General features: G+C 33.2%; 13 protein-coding genes. 3 read left to right on the plus strand and 10 right to left on the minus strand.

From position 1 onward, the window contains the following. The first annotated feature begins 35 nt into the window (after positions 1-35). The gene (locus QLQ95_RS07265) at positions 36-995 is read left to right on the plus strand and encodes a helix-turn-helix transcriptional regulator (protein ID WP_320495575.1); all 960 of its coding nucleotides are present in this window, start codon (positions 36-38) and stop codon (positions 993-995) included. A 39-nt stretch (positions 996-1,034) separates the two neighbouring features. On the opposite strand, the gene QLQ95_RS07270 is transcribed toward QLQ95_RS07265, so the two are convergent. The 3 genes from QLQ95_RS07270 to QLQ95_RS07280 are packed head-to-tail and all read right to left on the minus strand — an operon-like array spanning position 1,035 to position 2,261. Next, complete coding sequence (locus tag QLQ95_RS07270) at positions 1,035-1,532, minus strand: DinB family protein (RefSeq protein ID WP_482503217.1); 498 nt, start codon at positions 1,530-1,532, stop codon at positions 1,035-1,037. Positions 1,533-1,579: 47 nt separating this feature from the next. Further along, complete coding sequence (locus QLQ95_RS07275) at positions 1,580-2,059, minus strand: DinB family protein (RefSeq protein WP_095928477.1); 480 nt, start codon at positions 2,057-2,059, stop codon at positions 1,580-1,582. 4 nt (positions 2,060-2,063) lie between these two features. After that, the gene (locus QLQ95_RS07280) at positions 2,064-2,261 is read right to left on the minus strand and encodes a hypothetical protein (RefSeq protein WP_320495573.1); all 198 of its coding nucleotides are present in this window, start codon (positions 2,259-2,261) and stop codon (positions 2,064-2,066) included. 197 nt (positions 2,262-2,458) lie between these two features. Here QLQ95_RS07280 and thiL point away from each other — a divergent pair, with 197 nt between their 5' ends. Beyond that, a complete protein-coding gene (gene thiL / locus QLQ95_RS07285) occupies positions 2,459-3,505 on the plus strand; it encodes a thiamine-phosphate kinase (protein ID WP_320495572.1) in 1,047 nt (348 codons plus the stop codon). Between the two features lie 120 nt (positions 3,506-3,625). On the opposite strand, the gene QLQ95_RS07290 is transcribed toward thiL, so the two are convergent. The 6 genes from QLQ95_RS07290 to QLQ95_RS07315 all read right to left on the minus strand — a co-directional run bounded on the left by QLQ95_RS07290 (position 3,626) and on the right by QLQ95_RS07315 (position 11,098). Beyond that, positions 3,626-4,324 (minus strand): response regulator, encoded by a 699-nt coding sequence (locus QLQ95_RS07290; RefSeq protein ID WP_320495571.1) that lies wholly within the window; start codon positions 4,322-4,324, stop codon positions 3,626-3,628. Then, on the minus strand, positions 4,314-6,368 hold the full coding sequence (locus QLQ95_RS07295) for an ATP-binding protein (RefSeq protein ID WP_482503220.1): 2,055 nt from the start codon (positions 6,366-6,368) through the stop codon (positions 4,314-4,316). The genes QLQ95_RS07290 and QLQ95_RS07295 overlap by 11 nt, the downstream gene beginning before the upstream one ends. Before the next feature lie 97 nt (positions 6,369-6,465). Next, a complete protein-coding gene (locus QLQ95_RS07300) occupies positions 6,466-6,741 on the minus strand; it encodes a hypothetical protein (protein ID WP_095928481.1) in 276 nt (91 codons plus the stop codon). A gap of 177 nt (positions 6,742-6,918) precedes the next feature. Further along, positions 6,919-7,728 (minus strand): LytR/AlgR family response regulator transcription factor, encoded by an 810-nt coding sequence (locus QLQ95_RS07305; RefSeq protein WP_320495569.1) that lies wholly within the window; start codon positions 7,726-7,728, stop codon positions 6,919-6,921. 270 nt (positions 7,729-7,998) lie between these two features. Continuing rightward, entirely contained in the window at positions 7,999-9,540 is a 1,542-nt protein-coding gene (locus QLQ95_RS07310; protein ID WP_095928483.1) for a glycine--tRNA ligase, read from the minus strand. Positions 9,541-9,679: 139 nt separating this feature from the next. Then, positions 9,680-11,098, minus strand: a complete 1,419-nt coding sequence (locus QLQ95_RS07315) for a T9SS type A sorting domain-containing protein (RefSeq protein WP_482503222.1) — start codon at positions 11,096-11,098, stop codon at positions 9,680-9,682. A 197-nt stretch (positions 11,099-11,295) separates the two neighbouring features. On the opposite strand from QLQ95_RS07315, the gene QLQ95_RS07320 reads away from it, so the two are divergent. Next, the gene (locus tag QLQ95_RS07320; protein WP_482503223.1) at positions 11,296-11,976 is read left to right on the plus strand and encodes a ComF family protein; all 681 of its coding nucleotides are present in this window, start codon (positions 11,296-11,298) and stop codon (positions 11,974-11,976) included. A gap of 15 nt (positions 11,977-11,991) precedes the next feature. On the opposite strand, the gene QLQ95_RS07325 is transcribed toward QLQ95_RS07320, so the two are convergent. Continuing rightward, positions 11,992-14,667 (minus strand): zinc-dependent metalloprotease, encoded by a 2,676-nt coding sequence (locus QLQ95_RS07325; protein WP_482503224.1) that lies wholly within the window; start codon positions 14,665-14,667, stop codon positions 11,992-11,994. Between the last annotated feature and the right edge of the window lie 18 nt (positions 14,668-14,685).

The following is a 14,685-nucleotide window of genomic DNA, read 5'->3' on the forward strand; positions in this document are numbered from 1 at the left end:
TCTCAGCAACTCAGAACCTTAGAATCTTAAAAAAAATGCTTGACGAAACTCCAAAACGATTTGACCGAATTGTAGCTATTCTTATTCAATTGCAATCTAAAAAGGTTGTAAAAGCCCAAGAATTGGCCGATCGTTTTGAATGTAGTTTGAGGACGATTTATAGAGATATTAGAACTTTGGAAGCTTCTGGCGTTCCTATTTATAGTGAAGCGGGAGTTGGCTATGCATTGATGGATGGTTATCGGCTACCGCCAGTTATGTTTACGCGCGAAGAAGTAAGCAGTTTTATTGCAGCCGAAAAATTGATGCAGAAATTTACCGATCCTTCTTTGGGAACGCATTACGCGTCGGCGATGTACAAACTGAAATCGGTTTTAAGAAGTAACGACAAAGATTATCTTTCGAGCATCGAATCGAGAATTGTAATGCAGGATGCAGAACCAATGTTTAATGATAATTCGCCCAACACTTTGTCCGTTCTTTTTGAAGGAATTGCAGAGAAAAAGCAAATTCTTTTAACCTACAAAACTTTTGATAAAGACGAAACAACGCAGCGTAATCTTGAGCCAATAGGCGTTTTTCATGATAATAATAACTGGTATTTTCTGGGCTATTGTCATCTTCGAAAAGATTATAGACAATTTCGAACCGATAGAATTCAGGAAATAAAAAAAACCGATGTAGATTTTACGATCGAACACGATGCTTTAGAAACCTATTTAACTAAAACAGAAACCTGCCCAACAACAAAAGTTCGTATTTTAATTGACCGTAAAATAGCACGATATTTGGCAACCGAGAGAAAATATCATGGCTTTATTTCGCAAAAAGACGTAGGGGAAAAAATCGAAATGACCTTTATGTCTAGAGATATTAATAACGCTTTTCCGAGATGGTTTCTTATGTATGGGGATTATGCAGAAATTCTCGAACCTGAAATATTAAAAACCAACGTCCTGGAATTATTGGAAATCAACAGACAGAGACTTTTATAAAAAAACTCCTGAGAATATCATCTCAGGAGTTTTTTTCATTTATTTCTGTTTGACAACATTATAGAAATTATAATCGGTGTTTGAAGCGTCTGTAATTCCGGCATTTCGCCCTATTGTCACAATCTGACCGCGATGATACGTTCCATGATTGATAACTTGAATTAAATATTCGGAAATTGGTAATTCGCACTCAAACCACGGATTTACGATTTTAACTTCTTTCATTAAATCTTCTTCAGATAATGAGTTAATAAGATGTTTCAATTTTGTAGACGAATTTAATAATCCGGCAAATATTTCCTCTTTTGATAAATCACTTTCTACTTTCTTTTCTGATAATGAAGATTCGGAAATAATAGAAAACCAATATTCTTCAGTAGACCAGATATGATCAAGTGTTTTCATAATAGTAGAAAAGCTCGACGGCACTTCAGCATAAAGCAATTCATCTGATTTTGGCGAAAGCCAATTCACAAATTGTTGATTTACCCACAAATTATAATCTGCGTAATTTGACATTATCTTCTTTAAACTCATAATCTTAGTTTTAGATTTCTGATATTAAGTTAGTAAAAAATCATTAATTATCTCTCCCAGAAAAACGGTGGCTCGATATTTAAAGCTCTTAAATAAACGTAAGCTTGTCCGCGATGATGTACTTCATTATCAATAAAATATAAGATATTCTGAATTACAGGAAATTCATATTGTCCAAAAAGATTAAAGGTCTCGCTAAAATCCTCAACCGATAATTGTTCCCAATATTTATTGATTTCTTCTGTAGCTTCATCCCATTTTTCCAAATATTGCGCTTTGAAAATCAAATTGTCTTTTCCTTCTGAAAATGCTTCAGTTTGTTTAGTCACAATTCCTTTTAAACCTGGAACTGCAATAGCCAAAAGTTCATCTACCAATTTAGCGAAAGGTCGCATTCCGCCAATTGAAAATTCGAAAAAATCTTTCTCTGGAAAAATCTCAATCAAACGACGTGTAAGTGCTCTGTGCCCTTGCCAGTGTTTTAATAAATCTTCTGAAGTAATAACTTGTGCTTCTAATGTTTTCATGGTTTTAAAGTTTAAATATTTTTAATACTTCAAAAGTAAAATGGGCTGGTGACAACAGTTTGTCAGCAGCAAAAAATAAATTTAAAAATATTTTTTGTTGTAGTAAAAATGCACCACCATAGAGATACTGTGTTAATTTGTTTTTTTGAATTGCCTCCAGCTTTAGCTGGGGAAAATGATTATTAAAAAAGACTTTATCCAAAATTTTAATGTTCGGCTAAAGCCTTTTTACATTCACATTAAGATGACCTCCGGCTAAAGTAGGAAGCAATTGATTTTTTAGACATCAGTATAAATCTGCTAGAAAAAAACTTAGAACTTTAGTATCTAAGAATCTTAGCCTCTTTAAAAAAAATCCTTTGTACCTTTGCACCTTAATAACTTTGGAACTTAACAGAAATGATAGAAGATAAAAATCAGCAGAGAACTAGTATAGCGCAATTAGGCGAATTCGGTTTAATTGACCATTTAACCAAAAACTTTGACGTTACTCAAGAATCTACTTTAAAAAGTATTGGCGATGATGCTGCTGTTCTTGATTTTAAAGACAAAAAAGTAGTAGTTTCTACCGATTTATTAATTGAAGGAGTTCATTTTGATTTGGCTTATATGCCATTGAAGCATTTAGGATACAAAGCCGTTGTGGTAAATGTATCTGATATTTGTGCGATGAATGCAAAGCCAACCCAAATTACGGTTTCGGTTGCTGTTTCTAATCGTTTTCCACTTGAAGCTTTAGAGGAATTGTTTGCAGGAATTACACATGCCGCTAAAGAGTATAAAGTTGATGTTATTGGCGGAGATACTACCTCATCTCAAAAAGGATTAATTATCAGCATTACTGCAATTGGTGAAGCTGACGAAAACGAACTGGTTTACAGAAACGGGGCTCAAAAAACAGATTTATTGGTTGTAACGGGAGATCTTGGTGCAGCTTATATGGGATTGCAGGTTTTGGAACGCGAAAAACAAGTTTTTCAGGTTAATCCAAACAATCAGCCCGACTTGGATCCTTATAGTTATTTGGTAGAGCGCCAATTGAAACCTGAAGCACGAAAAGATGTTCGCACGCTACTTCATGCTTTAGACATAAAACCAACGGCAATGATTGATATTTCAGACGGATTATCTTCTGAAATTATTCATATCTGTAAACAATCTAAAGTGGGTTGTAATTTATATGAAGATAAACTTCCATTAGATCCGCAGTTTATTTCTACTTGCGAAGAATTCAATATTGACAGTACCACAGTTGCTATAAATGGCGGTGAAGATTATGAACTTTTATTTACGATTGATATTAATGATTTTGACAAAATAAAAGGAAATCCGAATTTCTCTGTTATCGGACATATGGCGGAAGAAAATGAAGGAATACACCTTGTAACCCGCGCCAACACAAAAATCGCTTTAAAAGCACGCGGATGGGATGCTTTGAGTGAATAATTTTTAGAAAATTCCAATATTAAAAAAAATCCAAATTCCAATAATGACTTGAACATTGGAATTTGGGTTTTCTATTTCGCTTTTTTTGGAATTTGGAATTTCATTATTTGAATTTGACTTTTAAAAAAGTCCTTTGCTTTTTGCTTCTTTGATCAAATCTTGATCAGAGCCGCTTCTTATTTTTAGCAATTCCATTAAATGCTTTTTTCGTTTTTCTATGGCGTTTAATGAAATCGGAATAACTTGAAGCATTTCTTGAATTGAAGTTCCTTTTTCTAAATGAATTAATATCTGTTTATCGTATTGATCGATCTCTATTGCATTATGCGTAGATTGATTCAGCATTTTTACAACGGACTGGCTATAATATTTTTCATTTTTCATTACTTTATCAAAAGCCAGGAGTAATTCGTCAAAAGTAAGGTCATTTTTAATGATCAATCCGTTTGGCTGAATTGTTCTGATAATGGTTTTTATTTTCAGCAATTCCGTATACATCGTCAAAAGAATAATCTTGCACGAAGGCATTTTTTTCAAAAGTAATTTTGCCAGATCTTCACCCGAAAATATCTCTTTTTCTTCGTAAGGAGGCATACTGATATCCAAAAAAGCAATATCAAACTCTGGCGTGCTATTATTTTCAATTATATCATAACCAGATCTGCAGTCATGCGCCTGCGAAATTAAAAACTCATATTGTTTTGGATTATAACGAGTTATAGCATTTTTATAGCCTTCAATAATAAATGGATGGTCATCTACTATTAAAATATTCTTTCTAACTAATTGTGGAACTGAGGCTGTTAAATCAAATGTCATTATGCAGGTTATTATTTGGCTCTATTGGGACTTTTATCGTGAGAATTGTTCCTTCTCCTTTGGCAGACTTTATCGTAACTGTACCCTTACACTCTTTTGCACGATATTCTATATTATGCAAACCAATTCCGTTTTTGGTCTTATCGGTATTAAATCCAATTCCGTCATCTTCAATGGTTAAAACCAAATTATTGTTTTCGTTTTTAAACTCCACTTTTATAATATCAGCATTGGCATATTTATTACAATTTTGGAGTCCTTCCTGAACAATTCGATACAAATTGATTTTTTCAATATTACTTATCGAATCCCATTTAATATCGGGATCAAAAGTAGTAATCAGCTTCGAACTGTACGTATTTCTTTGATCTTCAAACAGTTTTCCTAAAATAGAGACAAAATTATTAATTAATTCGGATTTTTCTCTATTTAGGTCATGCGAAATTTCTCTAATATCCTGCTCTACATTTTTTAGTTCTGTAAGATACTTTTTTCTTTTAAAAACTGCTTCTTCTTCGTCTAGTTTATCCAAACTATCCAAACTTATTCGAATACCAAACATTCGTCCTAAAACTCCATCGTGCAGCTCTTGTGCAACTCTTTTCTTTTCTTTTATTCGCGTAAGCTCAATTTCATTTTGCTGCGAAATCATTAAATTGTAAATATCTTCATTTGCAATCTGCTGCTGCTGTTTAAAAAGCAATTCTCGATTTCTGGCTTGCTGCGTTTTGTAAACATAAAAAAACAGTCCGAGCAATGTACAAATACTAAATACATAAACCAAAGTTTTATTTTTTTCCTGAAGGTTAGAATTTTGGTCTTTAATTTCGTTGGTTTCGTATTCAATGCGAGAGAACTTCTCTCCCATTCTTCGTTCTGCTTTCAACAATTTGTCGTTCAACTGAATATATTCTTTCGAATATTCCGATGCATTTTTAGGATCAACAACAGCCAATTGTTTTAAGGCCTCAAGCGTGTTTCTTAGTTTATTGGATGTTTTTGAAAGATTTAAAGCTTCCTGAGAGAGTTTAATTGCCTGAGAAGTGTCTTTTTTAATTGCATAAAATTCAGACAGATGTATTTTGTTTAAAATTATTCCCGATGTCAAATTTAAGCTGTCTCTAATCTTCAGCGATACATAAAATTGTTTTGGAATATCTTCAAATTCATTCATTTTAATTTTTGAGTATGCTAGATTATCTAACAACATGGCATACAACGATGTGCTTTCTTGAAATAAATTCTTTTGTTTGAGACCTTCAGAAAAATTTTGTTTTGCATTTTTATAATTCTTCATACTTAAATACACAAAACCAATATTATTAAGTGAAGTTGCCTTAAGCTGAAAATCTGACGGAATCGAAGGATCTTTTAAAATAGCCAATGCTTTATTATGAAACTCTAAAGCTTTATTATATTCTTCACGCTCATTATACAATATTCCCAACAGATTATAACATTGATAGAGCAGATCACTTACATTTTTCTGGTCCTTAAGTATTTTCAGCGCTTTAAAAATGGTAATTTCACTTTCAAACAAGTCACTTTCTTTAAACTGAAGATCGGCTTTACTAAAATAGGTTTTAGCTAAATTAATTTTATCATCAATTTGCTTGTATATTTTTTCTGCCTTGAAGTAAACTAAAAAAGCGCTATCTGAAACTGACTTTCGACTATAATAATCTCCAAGATAAGTATACGCTTTTGCTAAATTTATCGAATCGCGACTGTTTAGGGATCTTGTCACAATTAATTTAGAAATACGGCCATACGACTGTAAATCGTTCATATTATAGTATCTATTGGCCACTTTAAATAAATTTACTTTATTTAAAGAATCATCTTTTTCACTTAAGATAATTGCCAATGCTTTTTCATTATAATCCTCTTTAAGCTTACGAGATAAATCAATATCGTTTGCCAAGGAGAGATAAATAGACAGACTGTCTTTAGAAGGATTTAAATTTTTATAAAGGTCATCTTTCTTGGTACAACCAAATAAAATTAAGAATAGAAGCAATACTATTTGGTTATATTTTTTCAAAAGATTTTGATTTTCATCAAAAATAACAAAAGTATAGATACAAAAAAAGGCTATCAATTGTTGATAGCCTTTTCTTATATTTTTATTTTTTTAACTTTTAGTCAAGTTTTCTATTTAAAGTAGATAATTGAGAGTCAGAATTAACTCCACCAATATTTGCAAAATCTGATTTTCTATCTGGAACTGTTTTTTGTCCTCCATCTATAGGTTGAAAGCTATCACGTTTTCTGTCTGGAGTTGTTTTTTGTCCTCCATCAATTGGAGTAATAATACTTAATGTTTCACTTGGACGAGCAGAAGCTGTTGGGTTTGCAAAAGAGGTTGCAACTATTACTAATGAGAATAATCCGAATGTTAAAGCTGTTTTTTTCATGACCTGAGGTTTTAATGTTTTGTATTATTTTTTTGGAGATGATTTGCTGTTTATGGCAGAATCAGAGTGTAAAACTAATACTGAGGTCGAAAAAAATTTATACGAAAAAATGAGTTTGTGGTAGATCGTACCCAATTGATAGTCAATGGATAGCAAATTAATGTAATCGTCTAATTTTTAGACTTCTAGATAATTTCCTGCTGCAAAATCGGCAATAATCTGCTCTACATTTCCTCGATAGGTTTTAGAAAAAGGAATCTTCTTTGTGGAGTTTTTTATGTAACAGATTGAGTTTCCGCTATGAATCCTTGAAATGTAATTTCGATTAATTACATAACTGTTATGAATACGAATAAAAGGGTATGTCAAAACACTTTCAAAATGCTTTAAAGTTTTAAACGCCGTAATCATTTCGCCAGTGTTTAAATAAATATCTGTCGAGTTATTATCGGCTTGAAAATAACAAATATCTTCTGCATTTAAATATCGATAATCGCCATATGATTTTATACAAATCGTTAATGGTTTTTGAATGTTTTGCGGAATCGTTATTTGATCTATAACAATAGAAGAAGGTTCTTCCCTAAACGGAGCAATTTGCGTCTCTAAATTGGCTCTATTGAGTTTTAAAATTGTTTTTAAAAGATCGTTTGATAGAATTGGCTTTAAGAGATAATCAAAAACGCCATATTGTATAGCATCAAAAGCTTTGTCTTTTTGTTTTGTGGTGATAATAATTTTGGGAATCTGCTGCAAAAAACGATGAAGCTCGCTAATAAAAGTCAAAGACAAATGACTCGCAGCATTTTGGGGCTCGATCTCGAGAAAAATCAAAGCCGGTTGGTGCTCTAAAACCAAATTTAAACCGTCTTTAAAATTGGATGCCGATGCCATAAAAGATAATTCTGAAAAACCTGAAGCGGTTGTTTGAGTCTTCAAAATACTCTCAGCGTCATCATCAATTATAATATACGAATACTTTTTCAATTTCGGTTTTTGTTGGTTTTCTCACTACGCAATCATAATCAAAAAATCGCTTTTATTTGATGTAATGAAGAAAAAAATTGCTCTTGACGGTATTACAAATTTAAAATTACGGATTTAAACATCTTAAACAATTCATTGTTAACACATTAAACCCAAATGTTAATACATAAAGATGAAATGCAAAAAAAGCCGATAAAATACCTGCTTTCTAAAATCAAAAATCCCAAACTCCGTTAGGGAATTTGGGATTTCTATACTAAACTGTAAAGATTACATTTTCATTAACCAGTTTTTCATCGAAACTTCGTTTTCGATAATACCTCTTAATTCAGTAATTTTTACACGATCTTGTTTCATTGTATCTCTATGACGAATTGTTACTGTTTCGTCTTCAAGAGTTTGATGATCTACTGTAATACAGAAAGGCGTTCCTAAAGCATCTTGTCTTCTGTAACGACGTCCTACAGCATCTTTTTCATCATAAGCCACATTAAAATCCCATTTCAAATCTTCGATGATTTTTCTTGAAATTTCTGGCAAACCATCTTTTTTAACCAATGGCAATACCGCTGCTTTAGTTGGCGCTAAAACGGCTGGCAATTTTAAAACTGTTCTTGTAGAACCGTCTTCTAATGTTTCTTCTTTTAATGAAGTGGCAAAAACAGCCAAGAACATACGATCTAAACCAACAGAAGTTTCTACTACGTAAGGAACATAGTTTTCGTTTAATTCAGGATCAAAATATTGTAATTTTCTTCCAGAATATTCTTCGTGCGCTTTCAAATCGAAATCGGTACGAGAATGAATTCCTTCTAATTCTTTAAATCCAAATGGGAAATTAAATTCGATATCAGCAGCTGCATTTGCGTAGTGCGCTAATTTTTCGTGATCGTGAAAACGGTAATTTTCTTTTCCTAATCCTAAAGATAAATGCCATTTTAGACGAGTTTCTTTCCAGTACTCGTATGATTTCATTTCTTCTCCTGGACGCACAAAAAATTGCATTTCCATTTGTTCGAACTCACGCATACGGAAAATAAATTGTCTTGCTACAATTTCATTTCTAAATGCTTTACCCGTTTGAGCAATTCCAAAAGGAACTTTCATACGACCCGATTTCTGCACATTTAAGAAGTTCACAAAAATACCTTGAGCCGTTTCTGGACGAAGGTATAAATCCATTGCATTTTCTGCAGAAGCTCCTAATTTTGTTCCGAACATCAAGTTAAATTGTTTTACCTCTGTCCAGTTTTTAGAACCCGTTTCAGGATCCGCAATTTCAAGTTCTTCGATCAAAGCTTTAACATCAGCCAAATCTCCGTTTCCTAAAGAACGACCTAAACGCTCTCTAATTTCTTTTTCTTTAGCCAAATATTCGATTACACGAGCGTTTGTAGTTACAAACTCTTGTTCGTTGAATGCATCGCCAAAACGAGCTTTTGCCTTGTCAATTTCTTTTTGCGCTTTTTGGTGAATTTTTTCAGCGTGGTCTTCAACCAAAACGTCAGCTCTATATCTCTTTTTAGAATCTTTATTATCAATTAATGGATCATTGAATGCATCAACGTGGCCAGAAGCTTTCCAAGTTGTTGGATGCATCAATATTGCAGCATCAAGGCCGACAATATTTTCATTCATCTGAACCATTGATTTCCACCAATATTCACGGATATTCTTTTTTAATTCGACACCGTTTTGTGCGTAATCATATACAGCACTTAAACCATCGTAAACTTCGCTTGACGGAAAAATAAATCCGTACTCTTTTGCGTGCGAAACCACATTCTTAAATATATCTTCTTGTTTTGCCATAGTGATGCAAAAATATGAAAAGTGAATTTAAAAAAAAGAAAAATAGCCGAAGATTGCCCGATTTTCTATCTGAAAATAGAAAATCATGTTTTATTCTATAGACTAGAACGATAATTACTTCCCTTTTCTATCTAAAACCCTATTTTTTAATCAGTTTAAAAGTTTCTGATTTATCTTGGTTGCTAATAGTAAGAATATACAAACCCGCTGACAATCCTAAAACTTCTATTGTTCTATTGTTTGAAATTCCATGGCGTAATTTTCGAGATTGTACATCATATATTTCATAAGTAAAATTTGGATAGGGATAATTAAATACCTCAATCTTATTTTCTGCAGGATTAGGCGCTATGTAGGGCAAGTCTTTTGGTGCAATATTGGCAATTCTATTTTGATCCTCATTGCATGCTTTCTTTATGAAGCTTTCTAGTTCTTTGTTAAAGTATTTTTTTTCATAGCCCAAATCCCGTGCTTTCTGAAAATAATCGCAAGCTTTTTGCGACTTCCCTAGATCATCATATAGTATTCCAAGATATTTATTTGCTACAGAGTTTTTTTCATTAATTCGTAAAGCTTCATTCAAATCCGCAATTCCCAAATCGGTCTTTCCTAATTTATGATAGGCAAGACCTCTTATTGTTCTTAAATCACTCTCTTCTGTTCCGTATCCGTTTTCATATAGATTCGCTTCATTTTTAAAAGCAATATCTACATTTTCTACTGCTTTATCATACTGCTCCAATTCCAAATATGTATAGCCTAAAACCCAGTGCGCAAAATTATGATTTGAAAATCTGCGCTCCACTTCGTCCAAATAATAAATTGCCAATCGATAATCATGAACTTCTGTTGCTAGATAAGCTCCTAGATTAAAATAATGTCTTGTTTCTTCCGGATCAATCTGAATTGCCTTTAGTCTGTAATCAACACTAAGATTATCGTTTTCAAATCTGGAGTAAATGGTAGAAAGTCTACTGTAAATTTCAGCCAAATCCTGATTTAATCTGGGGAATTGTGCAGCATTTGGACTTGCTTTAAGATTTTCTAGATGCGCTTTAAATCCTAAAAAATCAAACTCTGCCAATACATTATCCTCAAGATAAGTACGGCTTGCTGCTCTACCATAAAGTAGTCCGTAATTATTAGGATCTGATTTTAATAATTCATTATTTTTGACAATAATAGCATAGTTTTCTTCGACTTTCACTTTATTTTTGAGATTATCCTCTTTAAAGAAATCAGTTCTTTTAATCAAAATTCCTTTTTTAAAAAGCCATGTGGTTTTTAACTTTCCATCGCTTGAAAACTTTTGACAAAGACCATTCATCTGACTGTTTTCATCAAAATAAAATCTTTCATCCAGTCCTCCAACAATATGATAGGTTTTAATACTATCCAGCATTTGATCTGCTCCCAAATAAAACTCTCTCGCAACTAGTCCATTTTTAAAATAAGTTTTGTTTACTGTTCCTTTTTTTTGAGCAATTGTGTGAGTTTCAAAAATTAAAAAAATGATTATAGTTAAAATCACACAGCGAGTTTGACAGCTATTTTTCATATAAAGTATTGATTCAGTGCCTTTAAAATTAAATTGCTTAAGTCTTTAAAAACTAAAAAAACTTTTTATTGTAAAAATATTTTGATTAAAATTATTATTTCAATTATATTTATTCAAAAGTCGGTAGTATTTTATCGCTTTAACAAAACTCTCACTACACTAAAATTATTTCTTTTTTAAAACTAAACCATCCAACTGTGTTTCATTATCTTATTAATCTCTTTTTCCCTAAAGTCTGTAGCGGATGCCGTGCGCTTTTACTTCAAAATGAAACGGTTTTCTGTACGATTTGCCGACATGAAATGCCTCTTACTCAATATCATTTAGATCCAAAAAACGAAGCCATGAAAAAATTTTATGGCAAGATCGATATTCAATTTGCTGCTACATTTTTGTATTTTAATAAAAAAGGGATCGTTCAAGAATTAATTCATAATTTAAAATACAAAGGCCATCAAGAAATTGGCACTGAATTAGGAAGCTGGTATGTTGAAGATTTAAAAGAACTTCAATTTGAAATTCCTTTTGATGCTGTAGTTCCTGTACCACTTCATAAAAAAAAGTTTAAGGAACGTGGCTACAATCAGGTTACTACTTTTGGAAAAGCAATAGCATCTGGTTTTGAAATTCCTTTTGAAGAAAATATTTTAATTCGAAAGATATATTCTAAAACACAATCCAAAAAGAATCTTTTGGGAAGATCGGAAAATATCGAAAACATTTTTGATGTTGAATTTACTGAAGCCGATTACAACAAACATTTCTTAATTGTTGATGACGTACTCACAACCGGAGCAACAATTGAAGCCTGTTCGCTAGCTTTATCGAAAATTCCTGGCGTAAAAATCAGTATGATTTGTATGGCGATGGCCCATTAAGCCATTTCCAAAAATTTAGTTTACTAATATCTTCTTCACTACTTTTCTTTCCCCATCTGTAACCGTCAAGAAATAAAGACCTGAAGGTACATTTGGCAATTGAATGTCTTGAATAAAATATCCTGAACCTTGAAAAGTTCTCTCGTAAACATATTTCCCTACAATATCATTAACATAGACTTTAATCTCACTTATTGAATCTCTACTAAATTGTACTGTGAAACTTCCTTTATTTGGATTTGGATATGCAACAAAGTCAACATTCTCAAAGTCATCGTTTCCTAAAGTATAAGTTCTATTACAAATATTTACCGAAGCAGAATTAATCGTTCCTGTCATTCCCACCTTATCGTCAATAACTCTAAAAGTCCATGTACCTTGCGAATTTTCTCCGTTAAAAGCACTTAATAAACTTGATGGAATCACGATTTGACTTGTCGTTGTACCACAGTTTAATGCAGATCCGCTATCATCAAACTGTAAAGCAAAAGTTGATTTTGTGTTAGCGCAATTCTTATTGAATAAAGTTACAACTGTTCCTTTCGGGCTTACGATTTCCATAGTCAAATCTGAAAATCTATCATGTGTTACATTTACCGAAACGTTGACATTTGAAATAGATCCAGAAGAAGTGGGCACAGAAACCGTTCTATTCACATAAACATTATCTCCTGTTGAATATCCGCCTCCAAAATTATAAGACGCGCAAGATGTAGAAACGGTGTATCCTACAGCAAAAGGAGTATTGTTAACAGCATAATAAATATTACCAACTGGCTCTATTAAAAGTCGGCAATTTGTAGAAGCTTCAATTTCTGACGGAACTAAGATAGTTTCTGTTCCATCATTTGGAGTATTGCCTGCTAAAACAATTGGGAATGTTGATCCGCCATCTAGAGATAATTTTATATTCACATTTGACGATCCTGGAAGTGTATTAGTGTTATTTACGCTCCAAGTTATGGTTTGTGCAGATTCTTTTGCCCATGCCATATCGCCTTCTTTTTGTGAAGTTACGGCAAATGGCCCAGCTGCAGCAGTTACCGTTACAACCATCGCATCTGTATAGGTTTGTCCTTTTCCTTGTACCGCATTGTCTCTACCCGTAAGGGTAAAATTCATTGTTTTTCCAATAGAAGAAACAGATTCCCAAGTTGTAGTAAGCTGATTATTTAGTACTGAATTAAGAGCAGGCATATAACGGACTGGCGATGTTGTTGGCGTAAACGATCTAAACATTGGCCCATCTCGTTTTGTTGGAGAAGGGAAACTACTATTTCCAAAAGCCGTTGTGGCACTATCATATTGCTCCCAAGTGTAGGTTATCGTATTACCTTCAGGATCAGAACCCGTTCCGGTTAAAATAAATGGCGTACTAATTGGAATAGTGTAATCTGGCCCAGCATTTATAACAGGCGGATTATTATCTACTATAGGTGTTGAAACTGGGCACGTTTTTCCAGCCAAATTATTCTGTATCTGATTGATGCTTGCATAAGAAAAGTAAGAATCAGAATGATCCTGAACATTATAGCCATCTGTTACACCAGCGTATCCCATAATCGTAGAGCCACTTCCCGGTTCGTAGCATGCCCCCAGTCCTTCATTTGCATATGAAAAAGTATGCGTTGCCCCAAGTTGGTGCCCCATTTCGTGAGCAACAAAATCAATATCAAAATTATCTCCTTCTGGTTTTCCATCTGCTGGAGAGGTATAAGCACTACCCTTTCCAACAGAATTGCTAGGAGTTGGACTATCGCATACACAGCCAATACAACTGGCAAGTCCGCCTCCTCCAGAACCTCCAAACAAATGGCCAATATCGTAATTAGCCTCACCAATAACGCTAGTTAATGTTGTCTGAACTTCTTTCGGCCAAGTAGGATTATTGAGATCAGCACCTATTTTCGGAATAGAATAAGGATCTGCAGCAGCATCTGTATAAACAACAGCATCATTATTAGCAACTAAAATTAGTTCTACAGCAAGGTCTCTATTAAAAACGCCATTTACGCGAGTTAAAGTAGCATTCATTCCCGCTAAAGCGCCTTCTTTTGTACCGCCAAAATAGGCTGCGTACTCACCTGTACAAGATAATGCCAATCGAAGTGTTTTAAATTGTTTGGCGCTAGAAGTTGTTTTTGCAGTAGTCGTAGATTTATCATCCGAAATCGAATGGATTGTTTTACAATTCAAAAGCGCTCTTGAATCTGCATTGTCTGCCGACTTAAACAAAACATATTCTGATTTGTTATCAGGATTTTGTTCAATATATTCAGTTGGTTTTTCAGTTCTAAAAACCATTGTCTGCATACCGATTGGAGCAACACTAAAATAGATTTTTGCACTTTTATCATCTAATCCGCGACCTTCATAAGATCTAATTTGTGGATATTTCGCCTGTAATTCTGGATCAAAATTAGATGATTCCCAAACTGCAAAACGTTCTAGATTTCCATCAGTATTTGGAATTGTAATTTCTGATGTTGTATTTTTTGCCGTTTTGCTCGATGCCGAAACCAGTTTAGAACTTAGAAGATTGGCATTTAGCTTATAATATAATTTATTAGAACTCGCCCCATCTGCCTTTCTTGAAAGCGATGAAGAAGTTACTTTTTGCCATAAAGCATCTTGTGCATTAGCAGTGGCAAAACAAAAAATTAAAAATATATAAAGTAGTTGTTTTTTCATACCCTCAAAATATCGAAT

The sequence above is a fragment of the Flavobacterium sp. B330r genome (assembly GCF_056824325.1).

Coding starts and splice junctions, on each gene's coding strand:
- QLQ95_RS07275 (WP_095928477.1), bottom strand. CDS start 2,059: ATGAAAACATTAGAAGCACAAGTTATTACTTCAGAAGATTTATTAAAA.
- QLQ95_RS07270 (WP_482503217.1), bottom strand. CDS start 1,532: ATGAGTTTAAAGAAGATAATGTCAAATTACGCAGATTATAATTTGTGG.
- QLQ95_RS07310 (WP_095928483.1), bottom strand. CDS start 9,540: ATGGCAAAACAAGAAGATATATTTAAGAATGTGGTTTCGCACGCAAAA.
- QLQ95_RS07325 (WP_482503224.1), bottom strand. CDS start 14,667: ATGAAAAAACAACTACTTTATATATTTTTAATTTTTTGTTTTGCCACT.
- QLQ95_RS07300 (WP_095928481.1), bottom strand. CDS start 6,741: ATGAAAAAAACAGCTTTAACATTCGGATTATTCTCATTAGTAATAGTT.
- QLQ95_RS07290 (WP_320495571.1), bottom strand. CDS start 4,324: ATGACATTTGATTTAACAGCCTCAGTTCCACAATTAGTTAGAAAGAAT.
- QLQ95_RS07265 (WP_320495575.1), top strand. CDS start 36: ATGCTTGACGAAACTCCAAAACGATTTGACCGAATTGTAGCTATTCTT.
- QLQ95_RS07315 (WP_482503222.1), bottom strand. CDS start 11,098: ATGAAAAATAGCTGTCAAACTCGCTGTGTGATTTTAACTATAATCATT.
- thiL (WP_320495572.1), top strand. CDS start 2,459: ATGATAGAAGATAAAAATCAGCAGAGAACTAGTATAGCGCAATTAGGC.